This window comes from Glaesserella parasuis (assembly GCF_002015085.1).
In the GTDB taxonomy this organism is placed as follows: domain Bacteria; phylum Pseudomonadota; class Gammaproteobacteria; order Enterobacterales; family Pasteurellaceae; genus Glaesserella; species Glaesserella parasuis.
In genome coordinates this window covers 18319-44591 of sequence record NZ_MUXW01000018.1, presented here as the reverse complement: position 1 = coordinate 44591, position 26273 = coordinate 18319, and the positions used below count along the sequence as shown (strand labels likewise).

Annotated in this window: 23 protein-coding genes, 1 tRNA gene and 2 pseudogenes; 17 read left to right on the top strand and 9 right to left on the bottom strand. The window is 40.6% G+C overall.

The genetic code is table 11. The features are described from left to right. Positions 1-8: 8 nt before the first annotated feature. Positions 9-1847 carry an excinuclease ABC subunit UvrC gene (uvrC, locus tag B0183_RS06180; RefSeq protein ID WP_078208522.1) on the bottom strand — a complete coding sequence of 613 codons (1839 nt, stop codon included), beginning with the start codon at positions 1845-1847 and terminating at the stop codon, positions 9-11. 95 nt (positions 1848-1942) lie between these two features. Continuing rightward, a complete protein-coding gene (gene pgsA / locus B0183_RS06175) occupies positions 1943-2491 on the bottom strand; it encodes a CDP-diacylglycerol--glycerol-3-phosphate 3-phosphatidyltransferase (RefSeq protein ID WP_078208521.1) in 549 nt (182 codons plus the stop codon). 154 nt (positions 2492-2645) lie between these two features. Between pgsA and modB the strand changes: the two genes are divergently transcribed. From modB to B0183_RS06150, 4 genes and pseudogenes are all read left to right on the top strand, one after another. Next, positions 2646-3347 (top strand): molybdate ABC transporter permease subunit, encoded by a 702-nt coding sequence (modB, locus tag B0183_RS06170; RefSeq protein ID WP_078208524.1) that lies wholly within the window; start codon positions 2646-2648, stop codon positions 3345-3347. Beyond that, on the top strand, positions 3347-4408 hold the full coding sequence (modC, locus tag B0183_RS06165) for a molybdenum ABC transporter ATP-binding protein ModC (RefSeq protein ID WP_035494862.1): 1062 nt from the start codon (positions 3347-3349) through the stop codon (positions 4406-4408). The genes modB and modC overlap by 1 nt, the downstream gene beginning before the upstream one ends. A 218-nt stretch (positions 4409-4626) precedes the next feature. Further along, entirely contained in the window at positions 4627-5247 is a 621-nt protein-coding gene (sodA, locus tag B0183_RS06160; RefSeq protein ID WP_021112527.1) for a superoxide dismutase [Mn], read from the top strand. A 446-nt stretch (positions 5248-5693) separates the two neighbouring features. Further along, positions 5694-6345, top strand: a pseudogene (locus B0183_RS06150) (IS1595 family transposase). Positions 6346-6405: 60 nt separating this feature from the next. Here the strand turns inward: B0183_RS06150 and B0183_RS06145 are convergent. The 7 genes and pseudogenes from B0183_RS06145 to potA form a co-directional block, all read right to left on the bottom strand. Beyond that, positions 6406-7553, bottom strand: a pseudogene (locus B0183_RS06145) (3-phenylpropionate MFS transporter). Next, on the bottom strand, positions 7550-8368 hold the full coding sequence (gene proC / locus B0183_RS06140; RefSeq protein WP_078208520.1) for a pyrroline-5-carboxylate reductase: 819 nt from the start codon (positions 8366-8368) through the stop codon (positions 7550-7552). The pseudogene B0183_RS06145 and the gene proC overlap by 4 nt, the downstream one beginning before the upstream one ends. A gap of 400 nt (positions 8369-8768) precedes the next feature. Further along, positions 8769-9389, bottom strand: a complete 621-nt coding sequence (locus tag B0183_RS06135; protein WP_035494864.1) for a YfgM family protein — start codon at positions 9387-9389, stop codon at positions 8769-8771. A gap of 9 nt (positions 9390-9398) precedes the next feature. After that, entirely contained in the window at positions 9399-10688 is a 1290-nt protein-coding gene (gene hisS, locus B0183_RS06130; RefSeq protein WP_038513671.1) for a histidine--tRNA ligase, read from the bottom strand. 265 nt (positions 10689-10953) lie between these two features. Beyond that, a complete protein-coding gene (gene potC / locus B0183_RS06125) occupies positions 10954-11721 on the bottom strand; it encodes a spermidine/putrescine ABC transporter permease PotC (protein ID WP_035496314.1) in 768 nt (255 codons plus the stop codon). Further along, complete coding sequence (potB, locus tag B0183_RS06120) at positions 11721-12581, bottom strand: spermidine/putrescine ABC transporter permease PotB (protein ID WP_021113687.1); 861 nt, start codon at positions 12579-12581, stop codon at positions 11721-11723. Before potB ends, potC begins: the two co-directional genes overlap by 1 nt. Next, positions 12568-13680 (bottom strand): spermidine/putrescine ABC transporter ATP-binding protein PotA, encoded by a 1113-nt coding sequence (gene potA, locus B0183_RS06115; protein ID WP_078208523.1) that lies wholly within the window; start codon positions 13678-13680, stop codon positions 12568-12570. The genes potB and potA overlap by 14 nt, the downstream gene beginning before the upstream one ends. A 408-nt stretch (positions 13681-14088) precedes the next feature. On the opposite strand from potA, the gene argH reads away from it, so the two are divergent. The 13 genes from argH to B0183_RS06050 all read left to right on the top strand — a co-directional run bounded on the left by argH (position 14089) and on the right by B0183_RS06050 (position 26268). Then, on the top strand, positions 14089-15465 hold the full coding sequence (gene argH / locus B0183_RS06110; protein ID WP_035494867.1) for an argininosuccinate lyase: 1377 nt from the start codon (positions 14089-14091) through the stop codon (positions 15463-15465). A gap of 53 nt (positions 15466-15518) precedes the next feature. Next, positions 15519-16322: a D-hexose-6-phosphate mutarotase gene (locus B0183_RS06105; protein ID WP_075604473.1), complete on the top strand. Its 804-nt coding sequence runs from the start codon at positions 15519-15521 to the stop codon at positions 16320-16322. Between the two features lie 59 nt (positions 16323-16381). Further along, positions 16382-17446: a uroporphyrinogen decarboxylase gene (gene hemE / locus B0183_RS06100; protein ID WP_078208519.1), complete on the top strand. Its 1065-nt coding sequence runs from the start codon at positions 16382-16384 to the stop codon at positions 17444-17446. Between the two features lie 9 nt (positions 17447-17455). Continuing rightward, positions 17456-18052, top strand: coding sequence for a YjaG family protein (locus tag B0183_RS06095; protein ID WP_062924364.1), 597 nt, complete (start codon positions 17456-17458; stop codon positions 18050-18052). 131 nt (positions 18053-18183) lie between these two features. Continuing rightward, entirely contained in the window at positions 18184-18456 is a 273-nt protein-coding gene (locus tag B0183_RS06090) for an HU family DNA-binding protein (RefSeq protein ID WP_005713002.1), read from the top strand. 117 nt (positions 18457-18573) lie between these two features. Next, complete coding sequence (gene prfA, locus B0183_RS06085) at positions 18574-19656, top strand: peptide chain release factor 1 (protein WP_035496317.1); 1083 nt, start codon at positions 18574-18576, stop codon at positions 19654-19656. A 43-nt stretch (positions 19657-19699) separates the two neighbouring features. Next, the gene (gene prmC, locus B0183_RS06080; RefSeq protein WP_075630420.1) at positions 19700-20950 is read left to right on the top strand and encodes a peptide chain release factor N(5)-glutamine methyltransferase; all 1251 of its coding nucleotides are present in this window, start codon (positions 19700-19702) and stop codon (positions 20948-20950) included. Further along, positions 20938-21804 carry a SirB1 family protein gene (locus tag B0183_RS06075; RefSeq protein WP_021113680.1) on the top strand — a complete coding sequence of 289 codons (867 nt, stop codon included), beginning with the start codon at positions 20938-20940 and terminating at the stop codon, positions 21802-21804. The genes prmC and B0183_RS06075 overlap by 13 nt, the downstream gene beginning before the upstream one ends. 207 nt (positions 21805-22011) lie before the next feature. Continuing rightward, positions 22012-22866, top strand: a complete 855-nt coding sequence (kdsA, locus tag B0183_RS06070) for a 3-deoxy-8-phosphooctulonate synthase (protein ID WP_078208518.1) — start codon at positions 22012-22014, stop codon at positions 22864-22866. Between the two features lie 76 nt (positions 22867-22942). Continuing rightward, positions 22943-23707: a DeoR/GlpR family transcriptional regulator gene (locus B0183_RS06065; RefSeq protein WP_078208517.1), complete on the top strand. Its 765-nt coding sequence runs from the start codon at positions 22943-22945 to the stop codon at positions 23705-23707. A gap of 2 nt (positions 23708-23709) precedes the next feature. Continuing rightward, positions 23710-24582 carry a 4-hydroxybenzoate octaprenyltransferase gene (gene ubiA / locus B0183_RS06060; RefSeq protein WP_021112526.1) on the top strand — a complete coding sequence of 291 codons (873 nt, stop codon included), beginning with the start codon at positions 23710-23712 and terminating at the stop codon, positions 24580-24582. A gap of 98 nt (positions 24583-24680) precedes the next feature. Beyond that, positions 24681-24766 (top strand) — tRNA-Leu (locus tag B0183_RS06055). A gap of 254 nt (positions 24767-25020) precedes the next feature. Then, positions 25021-26268: a tyrosine-type recombinase/integrase gene (locus B0183_RS06050; protein ID WP_021109725.1), complete on the top strand. Its 1248-nt coding sequence runs from the start codon at positions 25021-25023 to the stop codon at positions 26266-26268. Positions 26269-26273: the final 5 nt, after the last annotated feature.

Sequence of the window (26273 nt, the reverse complement as noted above, 5' to 3'; positions counted from 1 at the left end):
TACCAATATTATTCACTATAATTTAGGGTATCGAAAATAATCTCAGCCAAAGATACTGAAATTCCAGGAACCGATTTAATTTCATCAAGTGTTGCTGATTTGACGCCTTGCATACCACCGAGATATTTTAGCAACAAATGGCGGCGTTTGGCTCCAACGCCAGCGATTGCCTCTAAACCGCTTTCGGTAAAGGCTTTTTGCCGTTTTTTACGGTGTCCGCTAATGGCGTGGTTATGGGATTCATCACGGATATGCTGAATTAAATGTAACGCTGGGCTGTCGGGCGGTAAGTGGATTTCCTTGTCCCATTTGCTGATCAGCAAGGTTTCTAACCCTGCCTTGCGTTCTACGCCTTTTGCTACGCCGATAAGTAATGGTTTGGATTTATCCCATTCCACTTTGAGATTGGCAAAGGTTTCTAAGGCTCGGTTTAACTGCCCTTTTCCGCCGTCAATGAAGATAATATCAGGGATTTTTTCAGGCGGAAGCGGTTTATCGTAACGCTTGATCAGAGCTTGTTCCATTGCGGCATAATCATCGCCCCCTGTAATACCTTCAATGTTAAAACGGCGATAGTCAGATTTTAACGGGCCGTTTTCATCAAATACAACACAAGAAGCGACTGTTTGTTCGCCCATCGTGTGACTGATGTCAAAGCATTCCATTCTTGCAATTTTTGGCAAAGAAAGCACCGCTTGTAAGGCTTCATAACGGGTTTGGATACGAGCATCTTGCTTGAGTTGCAAAGTCAGTGCTGCCATTGCGTTGGTTTTAGCAAGAGCAAGATAACGGCTTTTTTCGCCTCGCACCTTATCGGTAATACTCACTTTATGTCCTGTTTGTTCCGACAATACCTTTTCTAAGGCTTCCACTTCGCTCACGGGGTGATCGATAATGATTTGGTGCGGAATGGTGCGATGTTGGTTCATCTGCAAATAAAACTGCCCGATAAAAGTGTCGCTCAATTCAGCAAGTTCCGTATGGTTCGGCACTTTGGGGAAATAACTTCGGCTACCCAACACTTTCCCTTGTCGTACAAACAGAATATGCACGCAAGCAATACCGTGTTGATAGGCAATCGAGATAATATCGAGATCATCTAGACGTTCATTCGATACAAATTGCTTTTCAGTGACCGCTCGCACTTGCTGAATTTGATCTCGAAAACGAGCAGCTGCTTCAAAATCCAGATCTTCCGCGGCTTTTTCCATTTTGCTAATCAAATGTTCGATTACTTGCTGATCTTTACCTTGTAAGAATAAGCGAACATACTCCACCTGTTGATCGTATTCTCGTTGGGAATAAACGCCTTCCACGCAAGGGGCAAGGCAACGCCCGATTTGATATTGTAAACAAGGGCGAGAACGGTTTTTGTAGTAGTTGTCTTCACACTGGCGGATCGGAAACAGTTTTTGTAGCAGATTTAAGGTTTCCCGCACCGCCCCTGCATTTGGGTAAGGTCCAAAATATTCCCCTGCGATTTTTTTACTTCCCCGAAAGCTGGCTAAACGTGGGTGCTGGTGTTTGGTAAGCAAAATATAAGGGTAAGATTTGTCGTCACGAAGCAACACATTGTATTTCGGTTGATTTTCCTTAATGTAATTGTGTTCCAACAGTAAGGCTTCGGTTTCCGAATGGGTAATGGTGGTATCAATATGAGCAATTTGCGATACTAAGGCTTCAGTTTTTCGGCTGGCAAGAGTGCTACGAAAATAGCTCGATAGACGCTTTTTTAAATCTTTTGCTTTGCCGACATAAATGATCGTGCCTTTATCGTCATACATACGATAAACACCAGGGTTATGTGGCGTATCGGCAAGAAATTGTTTGGAATTGAATTTTGACATAGGATTGTAGGGACACACTGCGTGTATCCGCTGAATATCGTTTTTGCGTAAAATAAAGATTAGACGGACACACGCAGTGTGTCCCTACAAAGTATTTAAGATTTTAATAAACTGCCTTTAGATGCTTTCAAGTATTGCAACATCGACCAAATGGTTAAAATCGCGGCGATATAGAGCAAAGCAAAGGCGGAATATTCCATCCACGGTGCTTGTCGCCATAACAAACCACCCAACGCCAACATTTGTGCAGTCGTTTTCACTTTCCCCCAAATAGACACCGCAACACTTGCACGTTCACCTAATTCCGCCATCCACTCACGCAACGCCGAAATAATAATCTCACGGGCAATCATAATGCCTGCAGGAATAGTGATCCACCAAGTATGGTAGTATTCGACCACAGACACCAATGCAATCGCAACTAAGACTTTATCTGCCACAGGATCTAAAAATGCACCTAGGCGGGTGGTTTGGTTCCATTTGCGAGCCAAATAGCCGTCAAACCAGTCGGTGATTGAAGCAATAAAAAAAATCAACGTGGTAATTTCAGCAGAATATTGAATAGGTAAGTAAAACCAAACAATAAACAGCGGAATTAACGCCACACGAAATAAAGTCAGATAGGTCGGAATGTTGAGTTTCATACGTTACAGGTCGAATAAGATATTCTCTATATTCTATTATAAAGTAGATTAAAGAAGAAAGCGATAATGCCATAACTCTTATTATTTTTCTAAATAGATAGATAAAAAGAATAAATATTGTAGAATACGGACTATGATAGTGAATGAAATGTTAATATTTTCTTTTTCCCAACAAGAACTTAATGCTATTTATTTAAGCCTAAAAATTGCCAGTATAGCGGTCTTATTTGCGTTGCCTTTTGCAATTGGAGCTGCGTGGTTGTTGGCTCGAAAAGAGTTTTGGGGGAAGCACTTATTTAATGGCATTATTCATTTGCCACTAGTATTGCCTCCTGTGGTGATCGGCTATCTTTTGCTGATTTTAATGGCAAAGAAAGGGGCGATTGGGCAATATTTGTGGCAGTGGTTTGAGTTTTCGTTAAGTTTTTCTTGGAAAGGGGCGGTGCTTGCTTCAATGGTAATGGCTTTTCCGTTGATGGTTCGCTCTATTCGGTTAGCCTTTGATGCTATTGATCCCAAATTGGAGCAGGCGGCGAGAACCTTAGGGGCAAGTCCATTAAGAGTGTTTTTTACACTTCATCTTCCGCTCTCTTTTCCGGGGATTATTGCAGGGGCGGTGTTAGGTTTTGCTCGTTCGTTAGGGGAATTTGGGGCGACCATTACTTTTGTGTCCAATATCCCTAATCAAACCCAAACTATTCCTGCCGCACTTTATACGTTTATTGAAACCCCTGACGGTGAAATGGCGGCTGCTCGGCTTTGTGTGATTGCGATTGTGATTTCGTTAGTTGCGTTATTTTTTTCTGAGTTATTGGCACAACGTCAGCAACGTTTCCAACAAATTAAGGGACAGTAATGGCACAATCTTTGCAACTTAAAGTTAAACATCGTTTAGGAAACTTGGATTTAGCTGTTGATGTGGCGTTAAATGCTAAAGGGGTGACGGCAATTTTTGGTCGCTCAGGGGCAGGGAAGTCGAGTTTAATTAACCTTATCGCAGGGCTAGTCACACCAACGGAAGGGCGAATTGTGTTAAATGGGCGAGTGTTGTTTGATGATCGTCAGAAGATAAATTTGCCCCCTGAAAAACGTAAGGTGGGCTATGTTTTCCAAGAACATCGCTTATTTCCGCATTATCGAGTTGAGGCGAATTTAAAATATGGCTGTAAGCGGTTTGATGAGGCGAATTTTTCACAATTAGTTAAATTGTTGGGGATTGAACATCTGTTAGATCGTTTCCCGATCAGCTTGTCTGGTGGTGAAAAACAACGTGTGGCGATTGGGCGTGTGTTGTTGAGCGAGCCAGATATTTTGTTGATGGACGAGCCTCTTTCAGCTTTAGATTTACCGCGTAAGAATGAGTTGATGGACTATTTGGGGCGGTTGGCAAAAACGGTGGATATTCCGATTTTGTATGTAAGCCATAGCCTTGATGAGGTTATTCGTTTGGCGGATAATTTGTTGTTGTTGGAAGAGGGGAAGGTGGTTGCTTTTGATAAAACGTTGAATGTTTGGCATAGCCCAGCCTTTTCTGCGTGGCAGCCTGAAGCTCAACGGTTGAGTTTACTTGAGTTGCCTGTGGTTGCACAAAATCCTTACCGTATGCAAGGGCTGACATTGGGACAACAGTTGATTTGGGTTACGGAACAGCCTCGCTATCAATTAGGGGATTTAATGCGAATTAGCATTGGTAGCCAAAATGTTTCTATTACCCTGTCCAAACCTGAGCAAAGTTCTATTCGGAATATTTTGCAAGGGCGAATTTGTAAAATCGAGCCTCAATCTGACCGCTATGATATTGCCGTTGAGGTGGAAGCTCAAGAAATTTGGGCGAGTATCAGTTTGTGGGCGTTTGATGATCTGTGCTTGCAAATAGGGCAGATGGCGTATTTGCAGATTAAGAGTGTGGTGATTTAGATTAGATTCTTAATTTTTCTATATATTTGAATGGTATTTTTTATTTACCAAGCTATAAAGGAGTTTGATAATCAAACAAAGCTACATTTAAAAATAGCTATTACGAGGTCGCTGTAATTTGCGATAGATCAAAAAAATATATATTATCTTCTTATTATTTGTTACTATAGTTGAGAGTTTACACTCAATTGTTACTGATTATTTTTGAGGAACATAATATGGCATACACATTACCTGAGTTAGATTATACCTATGATGCATTAGAACCGTATTTTGATGCAAGAACAATGGAGATTCATCACTCCAAACACCATCAAACCTATATTAATAATGCAAATATCGCATTAGAGGCATATCCTGATTTACTAGGACAATGTCCAGGAAAGCTGATCTCAAATCTTGAGCAAGTTCCTGTAGAAAAACAAGTAGCTGTGCGTAATAATGTAGGAGGACATGTTAATCACACGTTGTTTTGGAAAGGGTTAAAAACTGGTACGACCTTACAAGGAAAACTCAAAGAGACCATAATACGGGATTTTGGTTCTGTTGAAACATTCCAAGAACAATTTGAGCTGGCTGCTACCACTCGTTTTGGTTCTGGATGGGCGTGGCTAGTACTAGAAGATGGAAAGTTATCTGTAGTATCGACAGCTAACCAAGATTCTCCGTTAATGGGTAAAGATGTAGCTGGTGTGTCTGGTTATCCAATTTTAGGTTTAGATGTATGGGAACACGCATATTACTTAAGTTACCAGAACCGTCGTCCTGATTATATTAAAGCATTTTGGAATGTGGTGAATTGGGACGAAGCAGCCAGACGTTTTGAATCCCAAGCATAACGCAACTGTGAGTAGTGTATAGATGTAGCAGATAAAGGTACTGGTAATTTTTATAACCGGATTTTGGGGCATGGTAGACAAAATGGTTGCTAATGAATATTTTAAATTATTCTTAGCAACTCTTTTTATTTAAAAAATCCTTTATAAACATAACATTATGTCTTTTCGTTAATCCTGCATGATGCGATAATTTCTCTTTAAGTTGTCCGAATAAATTTTCAAGTCTATTTGTCGTTTTTTCGATATTTAAATCACTATACTTTTCATAGGTAAATAATCCATATAATGTTTAAAACTATGATAAGCACTTCTTACATTCCGATGTTTATAAGGATAATAACTCTTTTTGTTCGATTTATCTGACCGTTCTTCTAAAACGCTTTATGTTTTAAATACCAATAATGTAAGGGAGCGTATTAGATTAGCAAGTATGTTAGTCTATAAAAATGAAAATAACTCATTGTAAATTAAAGAAATCTATACAAAAAAGCTCCTTGAATTTTTTGTATTAGAAGTCACTGTCCGTTCTGCGGCAAATTTGTTAGAGATAAATGCTAACTCTGCTGCGCTGTTTTACCGCAAAATCCGCGAGGTTATCAGCCATCATTTAGCACTTGAAGCGGATGAAGTATTTGACGGACAAATTGAGTTGGATGAAAGCTATTTTGGTGGACCTTGTGAAGGAAAACGAGGTCGTGGGCGGTAGGAAAAGTGGCTGTTTTGGGGATATTGAAACGGCAAGGAAAAGTATTTACTGTGGTCGTCAATGATACGAAGACAACAACGCTAATGCCTGTTATAGCAAGGAAGATCAAGCCTGACAGCTGGGTTTATACTGATACTTATCGGAGCTATGATGCCCTTGATGTAAGCAAATTTCACCACGAACGAATTAGCCATTCGGAGCTGTTTGCAGTGAAACAAAATCACATCAACGGCATTGAAAATTTTTGGAGTCAAGCCAAGCGGATACTCCGAAAATATAATGGGATTGACCGAAAAAGTTTTCCTTTATTCTTGAAAGAATGTGAATTTCGGTTTAACTTTGGGACACCAAAAGAGCAGTTAAAAACATTGCGAAAATGGTGTGAAATTTAGGGCTAATCTAATACAGTCCCTTAAATTATTATTGAATTGATATGTTAGGTATTCATTCATCTAAACCCTCACTCCAAACCGCTTCGGCACAATAAAAATCGCAGGCAGTGCAAACAACACCATTAACCAGAGGCTACCTGTCGGCGAAACTTGATAGACTAAGCCAGCGATAAAGGTGAACAACGCCATAAAAATACAGCTCGCAAAGCTGAAATAGAGAGCCTGTAGTTTTGCCATTTGTTCCGTTGGTTGGGTGGAAAGGTAGCGGATCATTGCATAATGTCCTGCTCCATAAGAGATCGAATGGAACATTTGGATTGCCATTAAAATAGCGATATTTGTGGTCGAAGCCAGTAAGATCCAACGCATCATTGAGCCAACGGCAGATAAAATCATTAAATGGTTGATTTTCCACGTTTTAAATAAACGGTTGGCAAAGAAGAAAAACAGAATTTCTGAAACAACTGCCAATCCCCATAATAAACTTGCACTTTGGGTCGAAATCCCTGCTGATGCCCAGTAAATCGTGCTATAAGCATAATAAGCGGCGTGAGAAGATTGAATTAAGGAAATGGCAATCAACATTTTGAATGTGGTTGGCACTTTCATTAATTGCAGATAGCTTAACTCTGATTCGGCTTTTTCTTCTGTCTGTACAAAGGCTTGGGTCGGTTAACTGTTAAGCCTGTGCCTAGAAAGACCAGCCAGCCAATTAAAATGCCGATAATCGCACTTTCCTCTAGCCAGCCGATTAAATAACCTGCGCTGACTGAGCCTACAACAAAGGCAATCGAGCCAAATAAACGTGTTCTGCCATAATCAATCCCGACTTGCTGTTGCCAAGTGGAAGCTATGGTATCAGCTATCGGCATTGCTCCGCCGTTGAAGATATGGAACAGTGCGATTGCAGGGAATAAAATCCAAATTGTTTGTACCCCAAAGGCAACTAAAAACAGAGTGGCAATGGCGAGCCACGTTAGCCAACGAGCAAGAGAAAGTAGCTGGTTGGGGTGGGTAATGCGTTTAGAAAAGGTCATTGCCCCTAAAAAGCGGAACAGATAACCTGAAGCGATTAACAAGCCAATCATTCCCGAATCGTAGCCGTGATGGTTCAACCAAACAGGTAGAAACGGCAACAGCACGCCATAGGCACAATAAAAGCCGAAGAAGTTAAACGACGACCATTGAAAAGGGGTAAATTTTATCATAGGGATTTTTCCATCTCTTCTGCACGCTTAATTGCCGCATTCATCGCTTGTTCAACGGTTGCATTTAGCTCACGTTGTTCAAATACCGCCAATGCTTGAGCCGTTGTGCCGCCTTTTGAAGTGACATTTTCGCGTAAAGTTGCTAAGGCAACTTCTGGATTTTCTACCACCATTTTTGCTGCCCCTAATGCTGCCGATTGCACTAAATAACGAGCATTTTGTTCGCTAAAGCCCATTTTAATTGCCGCTTCTTGCATTGCTTCCATAAACTTAAAGAAGTAAGCAGGGCTAGAACCTGTGATAGCAATAATTTGGTTGATCTCCGCTTCCGTATCCACCCAATAACATTTGCCTACCGCAGACAGTAGCTGTTCTGCAAATTGACAAGCGGTCTGATCTACCGATTTTTTTGCAAATAATCCTGCAATGCCTTCACCGATGAGCGATGGCGTATTCGGCATTGTCCGAACAATGTTGCTTGCTGTTGGTAACAGTTGCTCAAGACGGGCAACAGAAATTCCAGCCGCAACGGAAATCACCCATTTTGCACTAAAATCCACTTGAGAAAACTCACTGCATACTTCCGCCATCATCTGCGGTTTAACCGCTAAAATCACCACGTCAGCTTGGGTCACAGCATCAAGGTTAGACAAATCCACCTGAACGCCCATTGCTCTTAACTGCGAGCGGCGAGTTTCATTGCTTTTATTACGAGCGATAATTTGCTCGGCAGGATAACCGCTTTTGATTAATCCTGAAATGATCGCAATCGCCATATTACCAGCACCGATAAAGGCGATTTTTTTGTGTTGCATTTGTTCCTCCAATCATCAAAATCTTCCAGATTTATTGACGTGAAATATCCACATACCATATAAATAGATAGCAATATTATTGCTTTATAACATTTTCCATACTCTGTTCATAGAAGGTAATTTCTTGCGAAGAAAATCAAGCATTACTTGTTTAATTTATATATAAAAATATAATTTATTAATAGAGAAGAAAGAGAGAGTATGTTAGAACTTAATTCAACTATAAAAGGTTATTATCATTTAAAAATCACATGGCATTGACTACCAGAAGATACAAATAGCATTCAGTAACACCTTAACTTTAATTCCGTGAAATATCTGCCTCTAGGAGCTATTTTCTTTAATTACCAAGAAGCAGATAACCTTAACATTCATTAAGGATTTCTCTACTATTACCTTTTTACAGATTATTTAAACGCACATCAATTAGCATTTGATTTGCATCACCTGCTTTTTCTTTAGCTTGTTCATAAGCACTTTTCGCAGCCGCCTTGTCGCCTTTTGCGGTTAACAGATCACCTGTTAATAACTGCTTACGGAAATCCCAAGCGGTGTCTTTGATTTGAGAAAGTGTTGCTAATGCTGCATCAAACTCTTTTAGCTGATAATCCACTGTAGCAAGACGAAAACGGATCACGTTTTGTAATGTTGCATCGGTTGTCGAACCTAAAGACTGTGTTAATAACGTTTTTGTTGTCGCAAAATCGCCTTTATCTGCCGCTTGTTTTGCTTCTTCGAGTTGAGCAAATACCGCATAGCTTGAGTCTTTATTCTCCGCAATAAATTTTTGTATAAGCGGTGCGTTTTTCTCAGGATTTTGCAAATAGCTTTCCATCACTTGTTGATAGCTTGCTGATGTGGTTTGAGCTACTTCAATTTGGTGTTTTTGCCAGTAGTTCCAGCCAAATGTTGCAACTGCAACTAGAAAAATTGCCACAACAATCGGTGTGCCATTTTCTTTAAACCAGCTTTTTGCTTCTTCAAACTGCTGTTCTTCGGTTTTATTAAGATAATCGCTCATTTCTGCTCCCTATGCAAAACGCGTTGTTAATTCGTTGATTAAATCAGCTTGGGCAATGGTCATTTGCTCCGCTTCACCAAATAGGTCTTTTACTACCACTTTCTGCTCGGCGACTTCACTTTCACCTAACACCAAAGCGATTTTCGCCCCTGATTTATCGGCACGTTTGAATTGTTTTTTGAAATTCCCACCGCTTGTATGTAACATTGTGCGAAGTTGTGGGAACGCATTACGTAAGGTTTCAGCCAAACGGAATGCAACTGCCGTTGTGCCTTCACCTGAATGAACTACATAAATATCAACGGCTCTTGGTAATTGCACATTCGGGTTTACTTCTTGCACTAGCAAGACTAAACGCTCCAAGCCCATAGCAAAGCCAACACCTTCCGTTGCGTGTCCGCCTAGTTGTGCGACTAAGCCATCATAACGACCACCGCCACAAACTGTGCCTTGTGCACCTAATGCTGTGGTGACCCACTCAAATACGGTTTTATTGTAGTAATCCAAACCACGCACTAACTTTTGATTGACTTCGTAGGCAATACCCATTTCATCAAGGATTGCACAAAGTCTGGCAAAATGTGCTTTCGATTCATCATCTAAGAAATCGTGAAGTTTTGGTGCATCGTTTAATACTGCTTGTAACGCTTGATTTTTGGTATCCAAAATGCGTAATGGGTTGGTTGTTAAACGGCGTTCGCTGTCAGGATCTTGCTTTAATACGTCTAAATGATTTTGCAAGAAAGCAACTAGAGCTTCACGGTATCGAGTACGCACTTCCAATCCGCCGATTGAGTTAAGCTGTAAAGTGACGTGTTCACGGATACCTAATTTTTCCCATAAGCGAGCGGTTAGCACAATTAATTCCGCATCCGCTTCAGCATTTTGGATCCCGAAAATTTCAACGCCAGCTTGGTGGAATTGACGATAACGACCTTTTTGCGGACGCTCATAGCGGAACATCGGACCGATATACCATAGGCGTTGTTCTTGGTTGTAAATCCAACCGTGTTCAATCGCCGCACGCACGCAACCTGCCGTACCTTCAGGGCGAAGGGTAAAACTTTCGCCCGCTTCTTCGCTACGGGTAAAGGTAAACATCTCTTTCTCGACAATATCTGTCGCTTCACCGACACCACGTTTGAATAAGTCGGTAGATTCCATAATCGGACTACGCATTTCTGTGTAGCCATAACTTGCGAAAATATCACGGATATTACTTTCAACCCACTGCCATAATGGTGTTTCAGTTGGGGAAAGATCATTCATTCCGCGTAAAGCTTGAATTGTTTTTGACACGTTATTATTCCTAAATTCTCAAATAAATAGATTTTACATCAATAATTTTATGTGGATTTTAACACTATCATTTTAGAACAGTATATTTTCAGGCGCAATCATTATCTCCCTAAACATACCGTAAGCTCTAAAGGTTAGCTTCCTTTATTTGATGGCACCACTCAATAATACAAAACGACGATATTTAGAAAAAATAAAGAGATCCTACATAGGATCTCTTTTGTATGAAAATTAAGCTTTTGCTTTAGTGTACTTGTGAATAGTATTAATCTTTCTTACGCAGAACTAACTGACTTAATACCACTAACGCAAGTGAGAATACAATCATAATAGTCGCTAACGCATTAACTTCTGGGGTTACCCCTGTTTTAACCAGTGAGAAAATCTTCAATGGTAACACTTCATAGCTTGCACTTGTTACGAAAGAAGAAACCACAACGTCATCTAACGAGATGGTAAAACTCAATAACCAGCCTGAAACAATCGCAGGAAGCAACAATGGGAATAAGATTTTACGCAAAATGGTAAATTCATTCGCCCCTAAGTCTTTTGCCGCTTCTAACATTTTCGCATTGAAGTCGTTTAAACGTGAGGATACCGTCACAACCACATAAGGTAAGCAGAACGTAATATGTGCAAATAATAAAGACCAGAAGCCCAACGCTACACCGACTAACATAAATAAGGCAAGTAAAGATACTGCCATTACAATATCAGGTGACATCATTACCACAAACAACATACCACCAACAAATTGTTTTCCACGGAAACGATAGCGATAGAGTGCAATCGCCGTTAATGCACCGATTAATGTTGCAAAAGTCGCTGAGAAAAAGGCTATGGTAATTGAGTTTGTTGCCGCTTGAGTTAGCGTATCATTGTTAAATAAACGCTCATACCAGTTCCAGCTAAAACCTTTCCAGCTTAAACCATAACGATCAGCATTAAAGGAATTGATGATTAAAATGATGATTGGAATGTACAAGAATGCGTACACGACAAACATAAAAAAGCTTTTCAATACGCGATTCATTATTCTAACTCCATTTTCTTATTCATCAGTTTATTTGCACGGTAGTACACATAAATCATTAATGCCATCAAGACAGTTAATGCAATACTGATTGCAGAGCCAAATGGCCAGTTACGCGTGACAAGGAACTCACTTTTAATGATATTACCTACAAGCAATACTTTCGCACCGCCTAATAAGTCTGCCACATAGAACATACCCATTGCAGGAAGCAAAACTAATAAGCAACCCGCCACAATTCCCGGCATTGTTAATGGAATAATTACTTTAACAAAGCGTTGGAACGCATTTGCACCCAAATCTTTTGCTGCTTCTAATAAACGTCCATCAATTTTTTCAATCGAAGAATAGAGTGGCAAAATCATAAAAGGCAATAATATGTAAACCAAACCGATAATCACCGCAATTTCGGTATTTAATATACGGATTGGCTCGCTAATCATACCCAAAGATAGCAAGGTTTTGTTTAGAACGCCTTTAACGCCAAGGAAAATCTTCATTCCGTAAATACGGATAAGCGAGTTCGTCCAGAATGGCAACACCACCAAAAAGAGCAAAAATGGACGATATTTCGCAGGCAATTTCGCAATCATAAAGGCAAACGGATAGCCCACCACCAAACAAATAATGGTTGCAATCCCAGCCATACAGAGCGAGTTCCACAATACTTGTGAGTAAAGTGGATCAATCAAACGACCATAGCTTTCAAGGGAAAACGTAAATTCAATCAGATTACTACTGTCTTTGGTCATAAAACTGGTGAATAACACCAGTAAGTTCGGGATTAATACAAAGAAAATTAACCAACCGAAGATAACCGCTACAGTAATATTTTGAAATTTCTTACTAGCAGTCTTCATCGTCGAGTACAACCTCCCAGCCTTCGTGCCACGTTAATGCCACTTTTTGTCCTACAGAGTGATCCATATGCGGATCGTCTTCATTGAAGAACTCGCTCACTAACACTCTCATTTGGTTATGATCTAACACCACATTAGACTCAAGGGTCATACCTTTATAAGTACGGTCGCTAACGTGTCCAATCACCGCTTTTGCACTTTCGTTTTCATCAAGCTCTTCAATTACAATATCTTCTGGACGAAGCAATACTTTCAGTTTTTGATTTGGATGAACAGGTAATTCCGTATGAATTTCGCAAATACGACCTTTCACATTGGCTCTTACCGTTTTTTCTGTCACACGCTCAATCACCGTTGCATCAAACACATTGATTTCGCCGATAAAACGCGCTACGAACAAGTTACTTGGTTCTTCATAGATCTCACGAGGCGAGCCATCTTGTTGGATCTTACCTTTGTTCATTACGATAATACGATCCGACATTGTTAATGCCTCTTCTTGATCGTGGGTAACGAAAATAAAGGTAATACCTAATTGACGTTGCAACTGTTTTAATTCGTGTTGCATTTCTTTACGCAATTTATAGTCAAGAGCAGAAAGCGACTCATCTAATAACAACACTTTCGGCTGATTAACCACCGCACGAGCAATCGCAATACGTTGTTGCTGACCTCCTGAAAGCTGTGACGGCTTACGCGGTGCCATTTCTTCCAAACGCACCATACGTAACGCTTCCATTACACGAGGCTTGATTTCCGCTTCTGGCACTTTTTGCATACGCAAACCGAAAGCGACATTATCAAAAATGGTCATATGAGGGAAAAGTGCATAACTTTGGAAAACCGTATTTACTGGACGTTGCTCTGCATCAACATTCGATACATCTTGTCCGTCAAGAATAATTGAACCATCAGTTAAATCTTCAAAACCTGCAATTAAACGCAATACCGTTGTTTTACCACAGCCAGACGGACCAAGAATGGTTAAAAACTCACCGTCATTAATTGTAAGATCTAAGCCATCAATAATTGTTTTTTCACCATAACGTTTCGTTATAGAACGAAGCTCAATAATTGGTTTTTGCTCTAACTTTTCCATTGATTTTTGTTTTCCCCCTAGGGCATAAATTGAGAAAATGCAAAAAAAGCTGACTAAAAATTCAGCACCTAGCAACATAATAAATATGTTCTTGAAATAGCTTGCAATGATATAGCGAATGGGGGGGGGAATGAAAGCAAAAATTTGCAATTTTAAGGAAATTATTGAAGTATTTTCTCATAATTTCAGACCAACTTTGTCTAAAGTTTTCCATAGTAAGTTTAATATTAGGCTTAGATGCATTACAAAATCGCTAGATTGTTGCATAATATTATTACAAGATGGAAGTATAGAAACTTAATATAAATAATTATTGAGTTTAATTGCATAATTATGCATAATAATCACCAAGACAAGCGGTGAGAAACCGCCTTTTATTTGCAATTTAATTTATAAAGGATACTGGATATGGCACTTTGGGGTGGACGTTTCACACAACAAGCAGATCAACAATTCAAATATTTCAACGATTCATTACGTTTTGACTACCGCTTGGCGTTACAAGATATTGACGGCTCAATTGGTTGGGCAAAAGCCATTCATTCCGTAGGGATCATCAATCAAGCGGAATTAGTCGAATTAATTGCGGCGTTAAAGCAGTTGCGTGCAGAAGTTGCCCCTAATTTAGCCATTGTGCTACAAGAAGATGCGGAAGATATTCATAGCTGGGTTGAGCTACAACTGATTAAAAAAGTCGGCGATCTCGGTAAAAAACTGCACACAGGACGTAGCCGTAACGACCAAGTTGCCGTAGATATGAAATTATGGTGTAAAGCCCAAGTGCTTTCACTACAAGAGTCTATCCGTGCGTTACAAGAAAAATTGGTGGAAACCGCAGAAGCTAACCAACTTTCTGTCATGCCGGGTTATACCCATTTACAACGTGCTCAGCCGATCACCTTTGCCCATTGGTGTATGGCATATTACGAGATGTTAGAACGAGATTACAGCCGTTTAACCGATGCTTATAAACGAATGAATACTTGCCCACTAGGTTCAGGGGCGTTAGCGGGTACGGCTTATGCAATCGACCGTGATTTACTCGCACAAGATCTTGGATTTGAAACCGCTACTCGCAACAGCTTAGACAGTGTATCTGACCGTGATCACGTTTTAGAACTTTTAGCTGCGGCTTCTATTAGTATGATGCACCTTTCTCGTTTTGCCGAAGATCTCATCATCTTTAACAGTGGTGAATCTCACTTTGTCGAACTCTCAGATCGTGTGACTTCAGGTTCATCATTAATGCCACAGAAGAAAAACCCTGATGCCTGTGAGCTTGTGCGTGGTAAAACTGGGCGTGTGTTTGGTGCGTTAAGCGGTTTATTAGCAACTTTAAAAGGCTTGCCGTTGGCTTACAACAAAGATATGCAGGAAGATAAAGAAGGGATTTTCGATGCGATTGAAACATGGCAAGCGTGTGTCAATATTTCAGCATTAGTGTTAGAAGATATTAAAGTCGATACTGAGCGTACCAAAGAAGCTGCACAGCAAGGTTATGCAAATGCAACAGAACTTGCAGATTACTTGGTTGCAAAAGGTATTCCGTTCCGTGAGGCACACCACATTGTTGGTGAAGCAGTCGTTTATGCAATTAGCCAGAAGAAAGCATTAGAAGAGCTAAATTTAGATAAGTTTAAACAATTCCATTCTGCGATTAATGATGATGTTTATCCGATTTTATCGTTAGACTCTTGTTTGACAAAACGCTGTGCCAAAGGTGGCGTGAACTTAGAGCGTGTAGCTGAAGCGATTGCCGCAGCAAAACAAAATCTAAATCAATAATAAGAATAGGGATGTATCGTTACATCCCTTTTGTCTATATAAAAGGAGCAAATATGACAAAACAACTTACCCCAGAGCTTGTATTGGTCGATTACAACCAAATTCCAGTACTTGAAATTGCTCACCCGAAAGTGAAAGCGAAGGTGGCTTTACAAGGTGCGCATTTATTGAGCTGGCAACCTGTTCACTCTGAGCAAGATGTTTTTTGGCTCAGTGAAGTTGAGCCGTTTGAGCAAGGCAATGCTATTCGTGGTGGCGTGCCGATTTGTTATCCGTGGTTTGGTGGTGTAAAACAACCCCCACACGGTACCGCTCGTAATCGCTTGTGGGAGCTATCTCACTATCAAGTCCAAACGGATCAGGTCAAACTTGAGTTCAGTTTGTTTGATGAAAACCAGCAATTAGAAGCAAAAATGGAGATGGAATTAGGGCTAACTTGTCAGTTGCGTTTTACCCATTTAGCTCAAGGCGAAGCACAAGTGGCATTACATAGTTATTTTAATGTCAAAAACATTGAGCAGGTGGAACTGTTTGGCTTACCAGAACAGACCTTTAATTCCCTTATTCAGCAACAGCAAGCGGTTAGTTCGCCACGCAAAATTGCAGAATTAGTTGATGAGATTTATCGTGCTAACCAACAACCAACGCTGATCCAAGATCTTGGCTATTCCCGTCAAATGATGGTTGAACATCAAAATGCCAGCGAAGTAGTGGTTTGGAACCCGTGGCATAAGGCAATGAGCGGAATGAGTGAAACGGGATATCGAACGATGGTTTGCGTTGAAACTGCACGGATTTATCAATTAGTGCAATCAGGCGAACAAGTTAGTGTGAAGATTAGCGTCAAATCCCTGTAATTTATGATATGATTTACCCTATCAAGCCCGATAGGGCATTTTTATTTTGAGAGAATAGTATGACAATGTTAAAAAATGATCGTTATTTAAAAGCATTATTGCGTGAACCTGTTGATACGACACCTGTTTGGATGATGCGTCAAGCAGGGCGTTATTTGCCTGAATATAAGGCGACCCGTGCAGAAGCAGGGGATTTTATGTCGTTATGTCGCAATGCGGATTTAGCGTGCGAAGTGACTATTCAGCCTTTACGTCGTTATGCGTTAGATGCGGCAATTTTATTCTCTGATATTTTAACTATTCCAGATGCAATGGGATTAGGCTTAAGTTTTGGAGCAGGGGAAGGCCCTAAATTTGCTCGTCCGATTGAGCGTAAAGCCGATGTCGATCATCTGCCTATTCCTGATCCTGAACAAGAACTGCAATATGTGATGAATGCGGTGCGTACCATTCGCCGTGAGTTGAAAGGCGAAGTGCCATTGATTGGTTTTTCGGGCAGCCCGTGGACATTAGCGACTTATATGGTTGAAGGTGGAAGTAGCAAAGCCTTTACCAAAATCAAAAAAATGATGTATGCCGAGCCTGCATTGCTACACGCTCTGTTAGACAAACTGGCTGACAGCGTTATTCTTTACCTGAATGCACAAATTAAAGCTGGTGCTCAGTCGGTAATGGTCTTTGACACTTGGGGTGGCGTATTGGCACACCGTGATTACAACGAATTTTCCTTACGCTATATGCACAAAATCGTCGATGGCTTAATCCGTGAAAACGACGGAAGAAAAGTGCCTGTGACCTTATTTACAAAAGGCGGTGGTCTATGGTTGGAAGCTATCGCTGACACAGGTTGTGACGCAGTAGGATTAGACTGGACGGTAGATATTGCTGATGCTCGTCGTCGTGTCGGACACAAAGTTGCATTGCAAGGCAATATGGATCCAAGCGTACTTTATGCAAGCCCTGAACGTATCGAACAAGAAGTCAAAGCGATTTTAGCTGGCTTTGGGCAAGGCTCAGGACACGTCTTCAATCTGGGACACGGTATCCATCAAGATGTTCCGATAGAAAGTCCGAAAGTGTTTGTGGATAGCGTTCATGCCTTTTCACAGCAGTATCACAAATAAGGATAACGAATGAGAAACCCTATTCATAAACGTATCGAGCGTTTTGAAACTTGGCAACATCTTACCTTTATGGCGTGTTTATGCGAACGTATGTTGCCTAACTTTCAACTCTTTTGCGAGGTCAGTAAGCGGTCAGATGATGCTAAAACTTTTCAAAATATTCTCAATTTAGTTTGGGAACATCTGACTGTCAAAGGGGCAAAAATCAATTTTGAGGACCAACTCGAAAAATTGGAAGCCATTATTCCTGATGTGAATGAATTTGATTTTTACGGCGTATTCCCTGCTGAAGATGCCTGCCACGCCTTAGCGGAAGTTTTACATAGCATTATCGCGGGAGAAACGTTGGAGCAGGCAATCAAGATTAGCCAAATTTCACTTTCGACAGTGGCAGCCTACTTAGAAACACAAGCAGATCGCAGTTTAAACGAACAAGAGCTTAAAAATGCCCCTGAAATTCAAGATGAATTAGATGTGCAATGGCAAGTTTATCGTTTGCTTAACGAGTGTGAAGAAAGGGACGTTGAACTCATTTTAGGGCTAAAAAATGAGATTAGAACGAGTGGGATTAGTAACATTGGGTTAAATTTTAATCAAAAAATGTGATTTAGCTAACAAATTTTGCATTATTTGCTTTGAGAAATGGGCTGTTTGAATTAAGCTACACATTGCATTTTGCAATTTTATTTGGCAATTAACGCCATCTTAACTGATACACATCTTTAGAGGATAAAACTATGAACAAAACTGAGTTAGTCGATGCAATCGCAGCAGGTGCAGATTTAAGCAAGAAAGATGCTAAAGCAGCATTAGAAGCAACTTTAAACGCAATTTCTGAAAGCCTTAAAAAAGGTGATTCTGTTCAACTTATCGGTTTCGGTACTTTCAAAGTAAATCACCGTAAAGCTCGTACAGGTCGTAATCCAAAAACTAACGAAGCAATCGAAATCCCAGCAGCTAACGTTCCAGCATTCGTTGCAGGTAAAGCATTAAAAGACTTAGTAAAATAATTCTTTTACAAAGTGTTTTGCTAGAAGCCTAGAGAATATTTAGGCTTTTTTGCGTTTATCAGATTGTGATTTTCCGTTACAATAGCGATATTTGAAATACAGATAAACAAGACAACAATGAAAGCATCTATTATTAATAAACTAGACAGCCTAAGCGAACGCTACGAAGAGCTACAAGCCTTACTTGGCGATGCAACTATCATCAGCGATCAAGAAAAATTCCGTGCTTATTCCAAAGAGTACTCTCAGCTGGAAGAAGTGGTTGGCACTTTTAATCGTTGGAAAAAATTATATAGCGACATAGAAGAAGCACAAATCTTACTTGATGATCCCGATATGAAAGAGATGGCAGCAGAAGAGATCGAGGCAAACAAAGCTGAAATCGAACAACTTGAACAACATCTGCAAATCTTATTGTTACCAAAAGATCCGAATGATGAATATAACTGCTTCCTTGAAATCCGTGCTGGAACAGGCGGTGATGAAGCAGGTATTTTCGCAGGCGATTTATACCGTATGTATAGCCGTTATGCAGAAAGCAAACGCTGGAGAATTGAAGAATTAAGTGCTAACGAAAGTGAACAAGGCGGATATAAAGAGATTATCGTCAAAATCAGCGGTGAAGGCGTTTACGGACAGCTCAAATTTGAGTCGGGCGGTCACCGTGTACAACGTGTACCGAAAACCGAATCGCAAGGGCGTATTCACACTTCCGCTTGTACGGTCGCAGTAATGCCTGAATTACCAGAAAGCGAAATGCCAGAAATCAACCCTGCGGATCTGCGTATTGACACCTACCGTTCATCAGGTGCGGGTGGTCAGCACGTTAATACCACCGACTCTGCGGTGCGTATTACCCACATTCCAACAGGTATTGTGGTGGAGTGTCAAGACGAACGTTCACAACACAAAAACAAAGCTAAAGCACTTGCGGTACTTGCATCACGCATTGTCCAAGTTGAGAAAGAAAAACAAGCGCAAGAGCAGGCAGATACTCGCCGTAACCTACTTGGCTCAGGCGATCGTTCAGACAAGATCCGCACTTACAACTACCCACAAGGGCGTGTAACCGATCACCGCATTAACTTGACCGTTTACCGTTTAGACGAAGTGATGAATGGTAAAATTGATGAGTTAATTCAGCCGATTATTACCGAATATCAAGCGGATCAGTTGGCGGCGTTGTCGGATCAGAATTAATCTATTCTTAGGGGGAGAAATCCCCCATATTGAGATATTCTCTATGGCTCAAATTCACTCGCAATGGCAATTCGGCATCACACCAAATTATTTAGCCACATTAGTTCTGGCTGGTAAAAAAACAGCGACTTGCTCTGGCAAAATGTTCTATTCCCTTGAAAATGGAGATAAATATCCTGTTCAAGATGAATTGCATACTATTTTAGATAGCCAAAATCAGCCTTTAGTGACAATAAAATTGACGGAAGTGACTTTTAATACCTTAGGCAAAGTATCTGAAGCCTTTGCAATTGCAGAAGGCGAAGGCTCTTTGGATGAATGGAAATCGTTACATCAACATTTTTTTAGTCAACAATTAAATCAACCGATTAGCGATGAATTTGAGCTCGTATGTGAACGTTTTGAAGTGGTGAAGATTTTTAGTAAAACCTACCAACAATGGCTCACTTTTGCCGAACAAACCCTGCTTGAAAACGGATCACAGGATCCGTTTTTAAACGCCAAAGCCGATGCCAACATTCTGCTACAAGCGGTAACAAAACGTTCAAAATCTGCAATTTTTGCTTTTGCCGAAACAGAACTGAACGAAAGCGAACTACGCCAACTTGCCGAGCTACTTGCTCGCCGATCCAAAGGTGAGCCGATGGCATACATCTTGGGCGAAAAAGAGTTTTGGTCGTTGCCTTTGGCGGTATCAATGGCAACTTTAATCCCCCGTCCTGATACGGAACGTTTGGTCGAAGTTGCGTTGGAATGGGCATACAAGCGGTTAGCGACTCAAGAAAAATTGCATATTTTAGATTTAGGCACTGGCACAGGGGCGATTGCTTTAGCGTTAGCAAGTGAACTAGGCAAAAAAGCGGATATTATTGGGATAGATAAACAGCCTGATGCAGTAGAACTTGCAGAAAAAAATCGTCAGAAATTAGAATTTGACAATGTCCGCTTTTTACCAAGTGATTGGTTTGAAGCCTTGAAAAATCAACGCTTTGATCTTATTGTGAGTAACCCGCCCTACATTGATAAAGATGATGAAAGCTTAACACAAGGTGATGTTCGTTTTGAACCATTAACCGCACTGGTTGCCGAACAAAACGGGCTGAGTGATTTGCAAAAAATTATCCAAAACGCACCGCTTTATTTAACCCAAAACGGGGCGTTAATGTTAGAACACGGTTGGCAACAAGCTGCGAGTGTTCAAGATATTTTCCAACAAAATCAATGGAATGCAGTCACCACATTCCAAGATTATGGCGGTAATGATAGAGTAACAGTAGCAATATGGACAACATAATTAACGATATTTTCCAAGAGATTAAAAAGCCTAAAAGCGTGGTAAATAAAGTTCAGCTTCAGAAATTTCTTTACCGTGAGTTAGCTCGCTTAACCTTGATGATTGACGATAATCTGTCTGAATCTCAGGTGTTAGGCTTGATGTCAGTACTTGTCAAAAAAGCTCGCTATGATGTGAATGGGGAAAGTGATGAAGAACGTTTAAACCAACTATTAACTTTAGTTTATCAAGAATGGGGCTTTCATTGTCATCACGCCGAGTATTTCTATACAGATAACTTATTGATTAATAAAGTTATTCGCAAATTCCGTGGAATGCCTGTTTCTTTAGGGGCAGTGGTGCTTTATTTAGCAGCTTCACTGAATTTACCTCTATATCCGGTCAATTTCCCGACACAATTAATTTTGCGAGCTGAATTGAAAAATGAGCAAGGCAGAACGGAAGTGAAATTTATCAATCCGTGGGACGGCTCTGAGCTAAGCCGTGAAAAATTGGAAAAATGGCTCGAAGGGGAAATGGGCTACGGCGTAGAATTAAACCAAGAGTATTTGCGCATAGCGGAAGAAGATGAGCTATTAGAGCGGTTAGAAACGGTATTTAAAATGGCTTTAACTCGTGAAGGTAAATATGAAGAAGCACTGCGTTTAATCGAATATCGATTGGCTATTAGTCCTGAAGATCCGTATGAAATCCGTGATCGTGGAATGATTTTAGCGAGTATGGATTGCTATCAAGCAGCTTTTGATGATTTAAGCTATTTTATCGATCAATGCCCTGACGATCCTTCTGCAATGATGTTAAAACTTGAAATTGCAGGGCTTGAGAAACAGAGTAAGGCGAGTGTTTTACATTAAATACAAACATTCTCTCCCGCTTGCGGGAGAGAGACAGCTAAAAATAGCGTGAGGCTATTTTTAGCAGAGAGAGGGCGCAAGCGGTTAGATTTGGTGAAATATTTGCAAAGCCCTCTCCCTCCGCAAATTCTGCGAATTTGCTCCACCCTCTCCCGTAAACGGGAGAGGGAAATCATATTTAGTTTGCGAAATTATTAAGGATTTCTTATGCAACAAAAAACAATCTCTCTCGGCAATATCGACATTGCAAATAACAAACCTTTCGTATTATTTGGGGGAATGAACGTACTTGAAAGTCGTGATATGGCAATGCAAGTCTGTGAAAAATATGTCGAAGTTACGCAAAGATTAGGCGTGCCTTATGTCTTTAAAGCTTCATTCGACAAAGCAAACCGTTCATCTATTCGCTCTTATCGTGGGCCTGGTATGGAAGAAGGTTTAAAAATTTTCCAAGAGTTGAAAGACACATTCGGTGTCAAAATCATCACCGACGTACACGAAATCTATCAATGCCAGCCTGTTGCAGAGGTGGTTGATATTATCCAGCTACCTGCATTCCTTGCTCGTCAAACAGATTTAGTCGAAGCAATGGCTCGTACAGGTGCAGTTATCAACGTGAAAAAACCACAATTTTTAAGCCCAGGACAAATGGGAAATATCGTAGAAAAAATCGAAGAGTGCGGTAACGATAAAGTGATTTTATGTGACCGTGGTACAAACTTTGGTTACGATAACTTAGTCGTGGATATGCTTGGTTTTAACGTAATGAAAAAAGTGTCAAAAGGTTGCCCAGTGATCTTTGATGTCACCCACTCATTACAATGCCGTGACCCATTTGGCGCAGCGTCAGGCGGTCGTCGTGATCAAGTAACAGAACTTGCTCGTGCAGGTATGGCGATTGGTTTGGCAGGTTTATTCCTAGAAGCTCACTCAGATCCAAACAAAGCAAAATGCGACGGTCCATCAGCCCTTCCGTTGTCTAAGTTAGAAGCCTTTGTTTCACAAATGAAAGCGATCGATGATCTCGTGAAATCTTTTGAAGAGATTGATACGTCTAATTAAGTTTATCTGTAGGGGCACACTACATAAGCGGTCACTTTTAGGAAAAATTTTGCAAATGTGAATTGGGAGAATAAAAATGAAACAGTCCATTCGCCACAATAAAATTATCGAATTGGTTAATCAATTAGGCTATGCCAGCACGGAAGAGCTTGTTGCTCAATTGAATGTGAGCTCTCAAACAATCCGACGTGATCTGAATGAACTTGCCGAAAATAGCTTAATTCGCCGACATCACGGCGGTGCAGGTGCGCCTTCTACCAGCGAAAATAGCGATTACATTGAACGTAAACAGTTCTTCTCTCTGCAAAAAGAGTGTATCGGAATGAAAGTCGCTGAGATGATCCCTGATGGTGCTTCACTCTTTATTGACATTGGCACTACCCCTGAAGCAGTTGCCTTTGCACTACTTTCCCATAAAAACCTTCGAATTGTCACCAATAATTTAAACGCCGCTCATATCCTTAAAGAAAAAGAAGATTTTCAAATTACAATTGCAGGCGGTGGTTTACGCACCGATGGCGGTATTATTGGCGAAGCAACCGTCAATTTCATCAATCAATTTCGTTTAGATTACTGTATTTTAGGCATTAGTGCGGTAGAATCTGATGGTTCAATGATGGATTATGATTACCACGAAGTACAAGTTAAACGTGCGTTAATGCGAAATGCTCGCAATGTGGTTCTTGTTTCCGATCATTCCAAATTTGCTCGCAATGCGATTGTGCGTTTAGGCGATGTCAGAGAAGTGAATTATCTCTTTACTGATCGCCCATTGCCAATAGAATTGCAAAACCATCTTATTCACAGTGATGTCGCTGTGCATATTTGTAACGAAAAATAAGAATGAAATCACATTTTAGTCAAGACAAATGGTTGGCTTATATGCAATTAATGCGTTTAGATAAGCCAATCGGTACTTTTTTATTACTTTGGCCGACCTTATGGGCGTTATTTGCAGTGGCAGATGGCGTTCCGCCTTTACCTATTTTAATCATCTTTGTGCTTGGCGTAATTGTGATGCGTGCGGCAGGCTGTGTCATCAACGATTATGCCGATCGCCACATTGACGGTAACGTAAAACGAACATCACAACGTCCACTTGCCACAGGCAGAGCCACAGCAAAAGAAGCCAAAATACTCTTTGCCACACTGATTTTTATTGCCTTTCTGTTGGTATTACAATTAAACCTTTATACTCTTGGCTTATCTGTGATTGCCGTTGCTTTAGCCACTGTTTATCCTTTTATGAAACGTTACACACATTTACCCCAATTTGTACTGGGAATGGCGTTTGGTTGGTCAATTCCAATGGCATACGGAGCGGTAAGTGAAACCTTACCCCTAAAGTGTTGGCTACTCTTTTTTGCTAATCTTGCTTGGACGGTTGCCTACGACACCCAATATGCAATGGTGGATAGAGATGATGATTTACGAATCGGTGTAAAATCAACTGCAATTTTATTTGCTCAATACGACAATAAAATCATTGCCTTATTGCAAGCAACTGCATTAGTCCTACTCACGATTTTTGGAAAAATAAGCCACTATTCAACCGCTTACTTTATTGCATTAGGGCTAACTGCTACCTTATTTATCTACCAATGCAAACTCACCAAACAACGTGAACGAGAAGCCTGTTTCAAAGCCTTTTTAAATAATCACTATGTAGGAATGGGGATCTTTATTTCGATTTTAATCGGCATTTACACCGCTTAGTATTGAAATAGTGTTGAAAATAAAAACAACCGATTGAAACCACACGATTTTTACTTGCAACCTTAACCGAAGCCCCCTATAATGCACTCATTCAGCTTGCCAGTGTGGCGAAATCGGTAGACGCAGCGGATTCAAAATCCGCCGCCCATAAAGCGTGTCGGTTCGAGTCCGACCACTGGCACCAACACACAATTAAACCGCTTTTTAGCGGTTTTTCTGTTTCTTATTTTTTCGTTCATTTTAATACACTATCACCATATACCACAAGGCTTCAAGCTACTTTCTACTTTTCCTATTCCTTCGTGTTCGTTCGCATTTATACATTTACAACCGCAAATTTTAGGGGTATATTTAGGGGTATGAAATCCACTTTATACCCTTAAATCTTTTTTTAGGGGGAACGTACCCCTAAAAACACGTTAAAGCTAGGTAGAACGTATGGCAAGACCTGCTAAAGAGCTTCATAAAACCACAATACAAAATGCAAAACCTGCCGAAACTGATTATAAGATGATGGACGGAAAGGGACTTTTTCTATTGGTGAAAAAAAATGGTTCCAAAATATGGCGGTTTAGGTATGTTCGTCCAAATACAGGCAAGCAGACTGATTTAAGTTTAGGCGAGCTAAAAAACCTATCACTAGCACAAGCAAGAGCATTACGAGATGAATACCGCTTGCTTATTTCCAAAGGGATTGACCCACAAATTCACCGTAAAGAACAAGAGCAAGCGAAACAACTGCAGCAAGAAAACAGTTTTTTAAATGTGTGTGAGCGTTGGTTTAGAGATATTTACCCTTTAAAAGCCCACAATGAAGAAACGAGGCGGAAGAATTGGGAGCGGTTAGAAAGGCACGTTTTCCCTATCATTGGCAATTTACCGCTGGAAGAAATCAAACCTCGATTGTTGGTGGGGCTGTATTCTCAAATTGGGGCAAGTAATACGCTAGATAAATTACACCGCTTGATTAAAGCCACAATGGATCACGGCATTAAATTAGGCATTATCGAAAGCCACAATTGCAACATTGCAAAAGATGATTTTGTTGCACCGCTGGCAAAAAATCACCCTGCGATTATGCCCGATGAATTACCCGAGCTATTAACGGCAATGAATAACGCCTATTTAAGCAAGAGAATTAAGCCTAATACGTTACTAGCTTTTAACCTGACTATGCTTACAGGCTTAAGACAAACCGAGCTTACAAGGCTTGAATGGCGGTTTATTGATGAAAGTGAGCAGTATTTTATTATTCCAGCCAAGCGAATGAAGCAATCTAGGAAGATGAAAGAGCAACCGATAGATCACATTATCCCGATTTCGTCACAAATGGCACGGTTACTAGCCACAATCCGCCAAAGATACGGTTACAGCCGTTATATTTTCCCGAGTACAGAAAGCAACAGCGGAACCATTGGCAAGGACACCGTAGCAAAAGCATTAAGAGAAAACGGCTACGAGGGCAAGCAAGACGCACACGGTATCAGATCGATATTTAGAACCTATTTAACCAGTATAGGCGTTCCCGTGGTGGTTGCTGAGCTTGCTCTAGCTCACCATTCAATAGGTAAAGAGAAAACGCAAGCAGTCTATGACCGCTGGCAATTTATGGAAGAACGTAAGCAAGCATTACAAGCTGTAGGCGATTATTGCGAGCAATGCGGAATGATGTTTGAAATTGAGTAAATAAC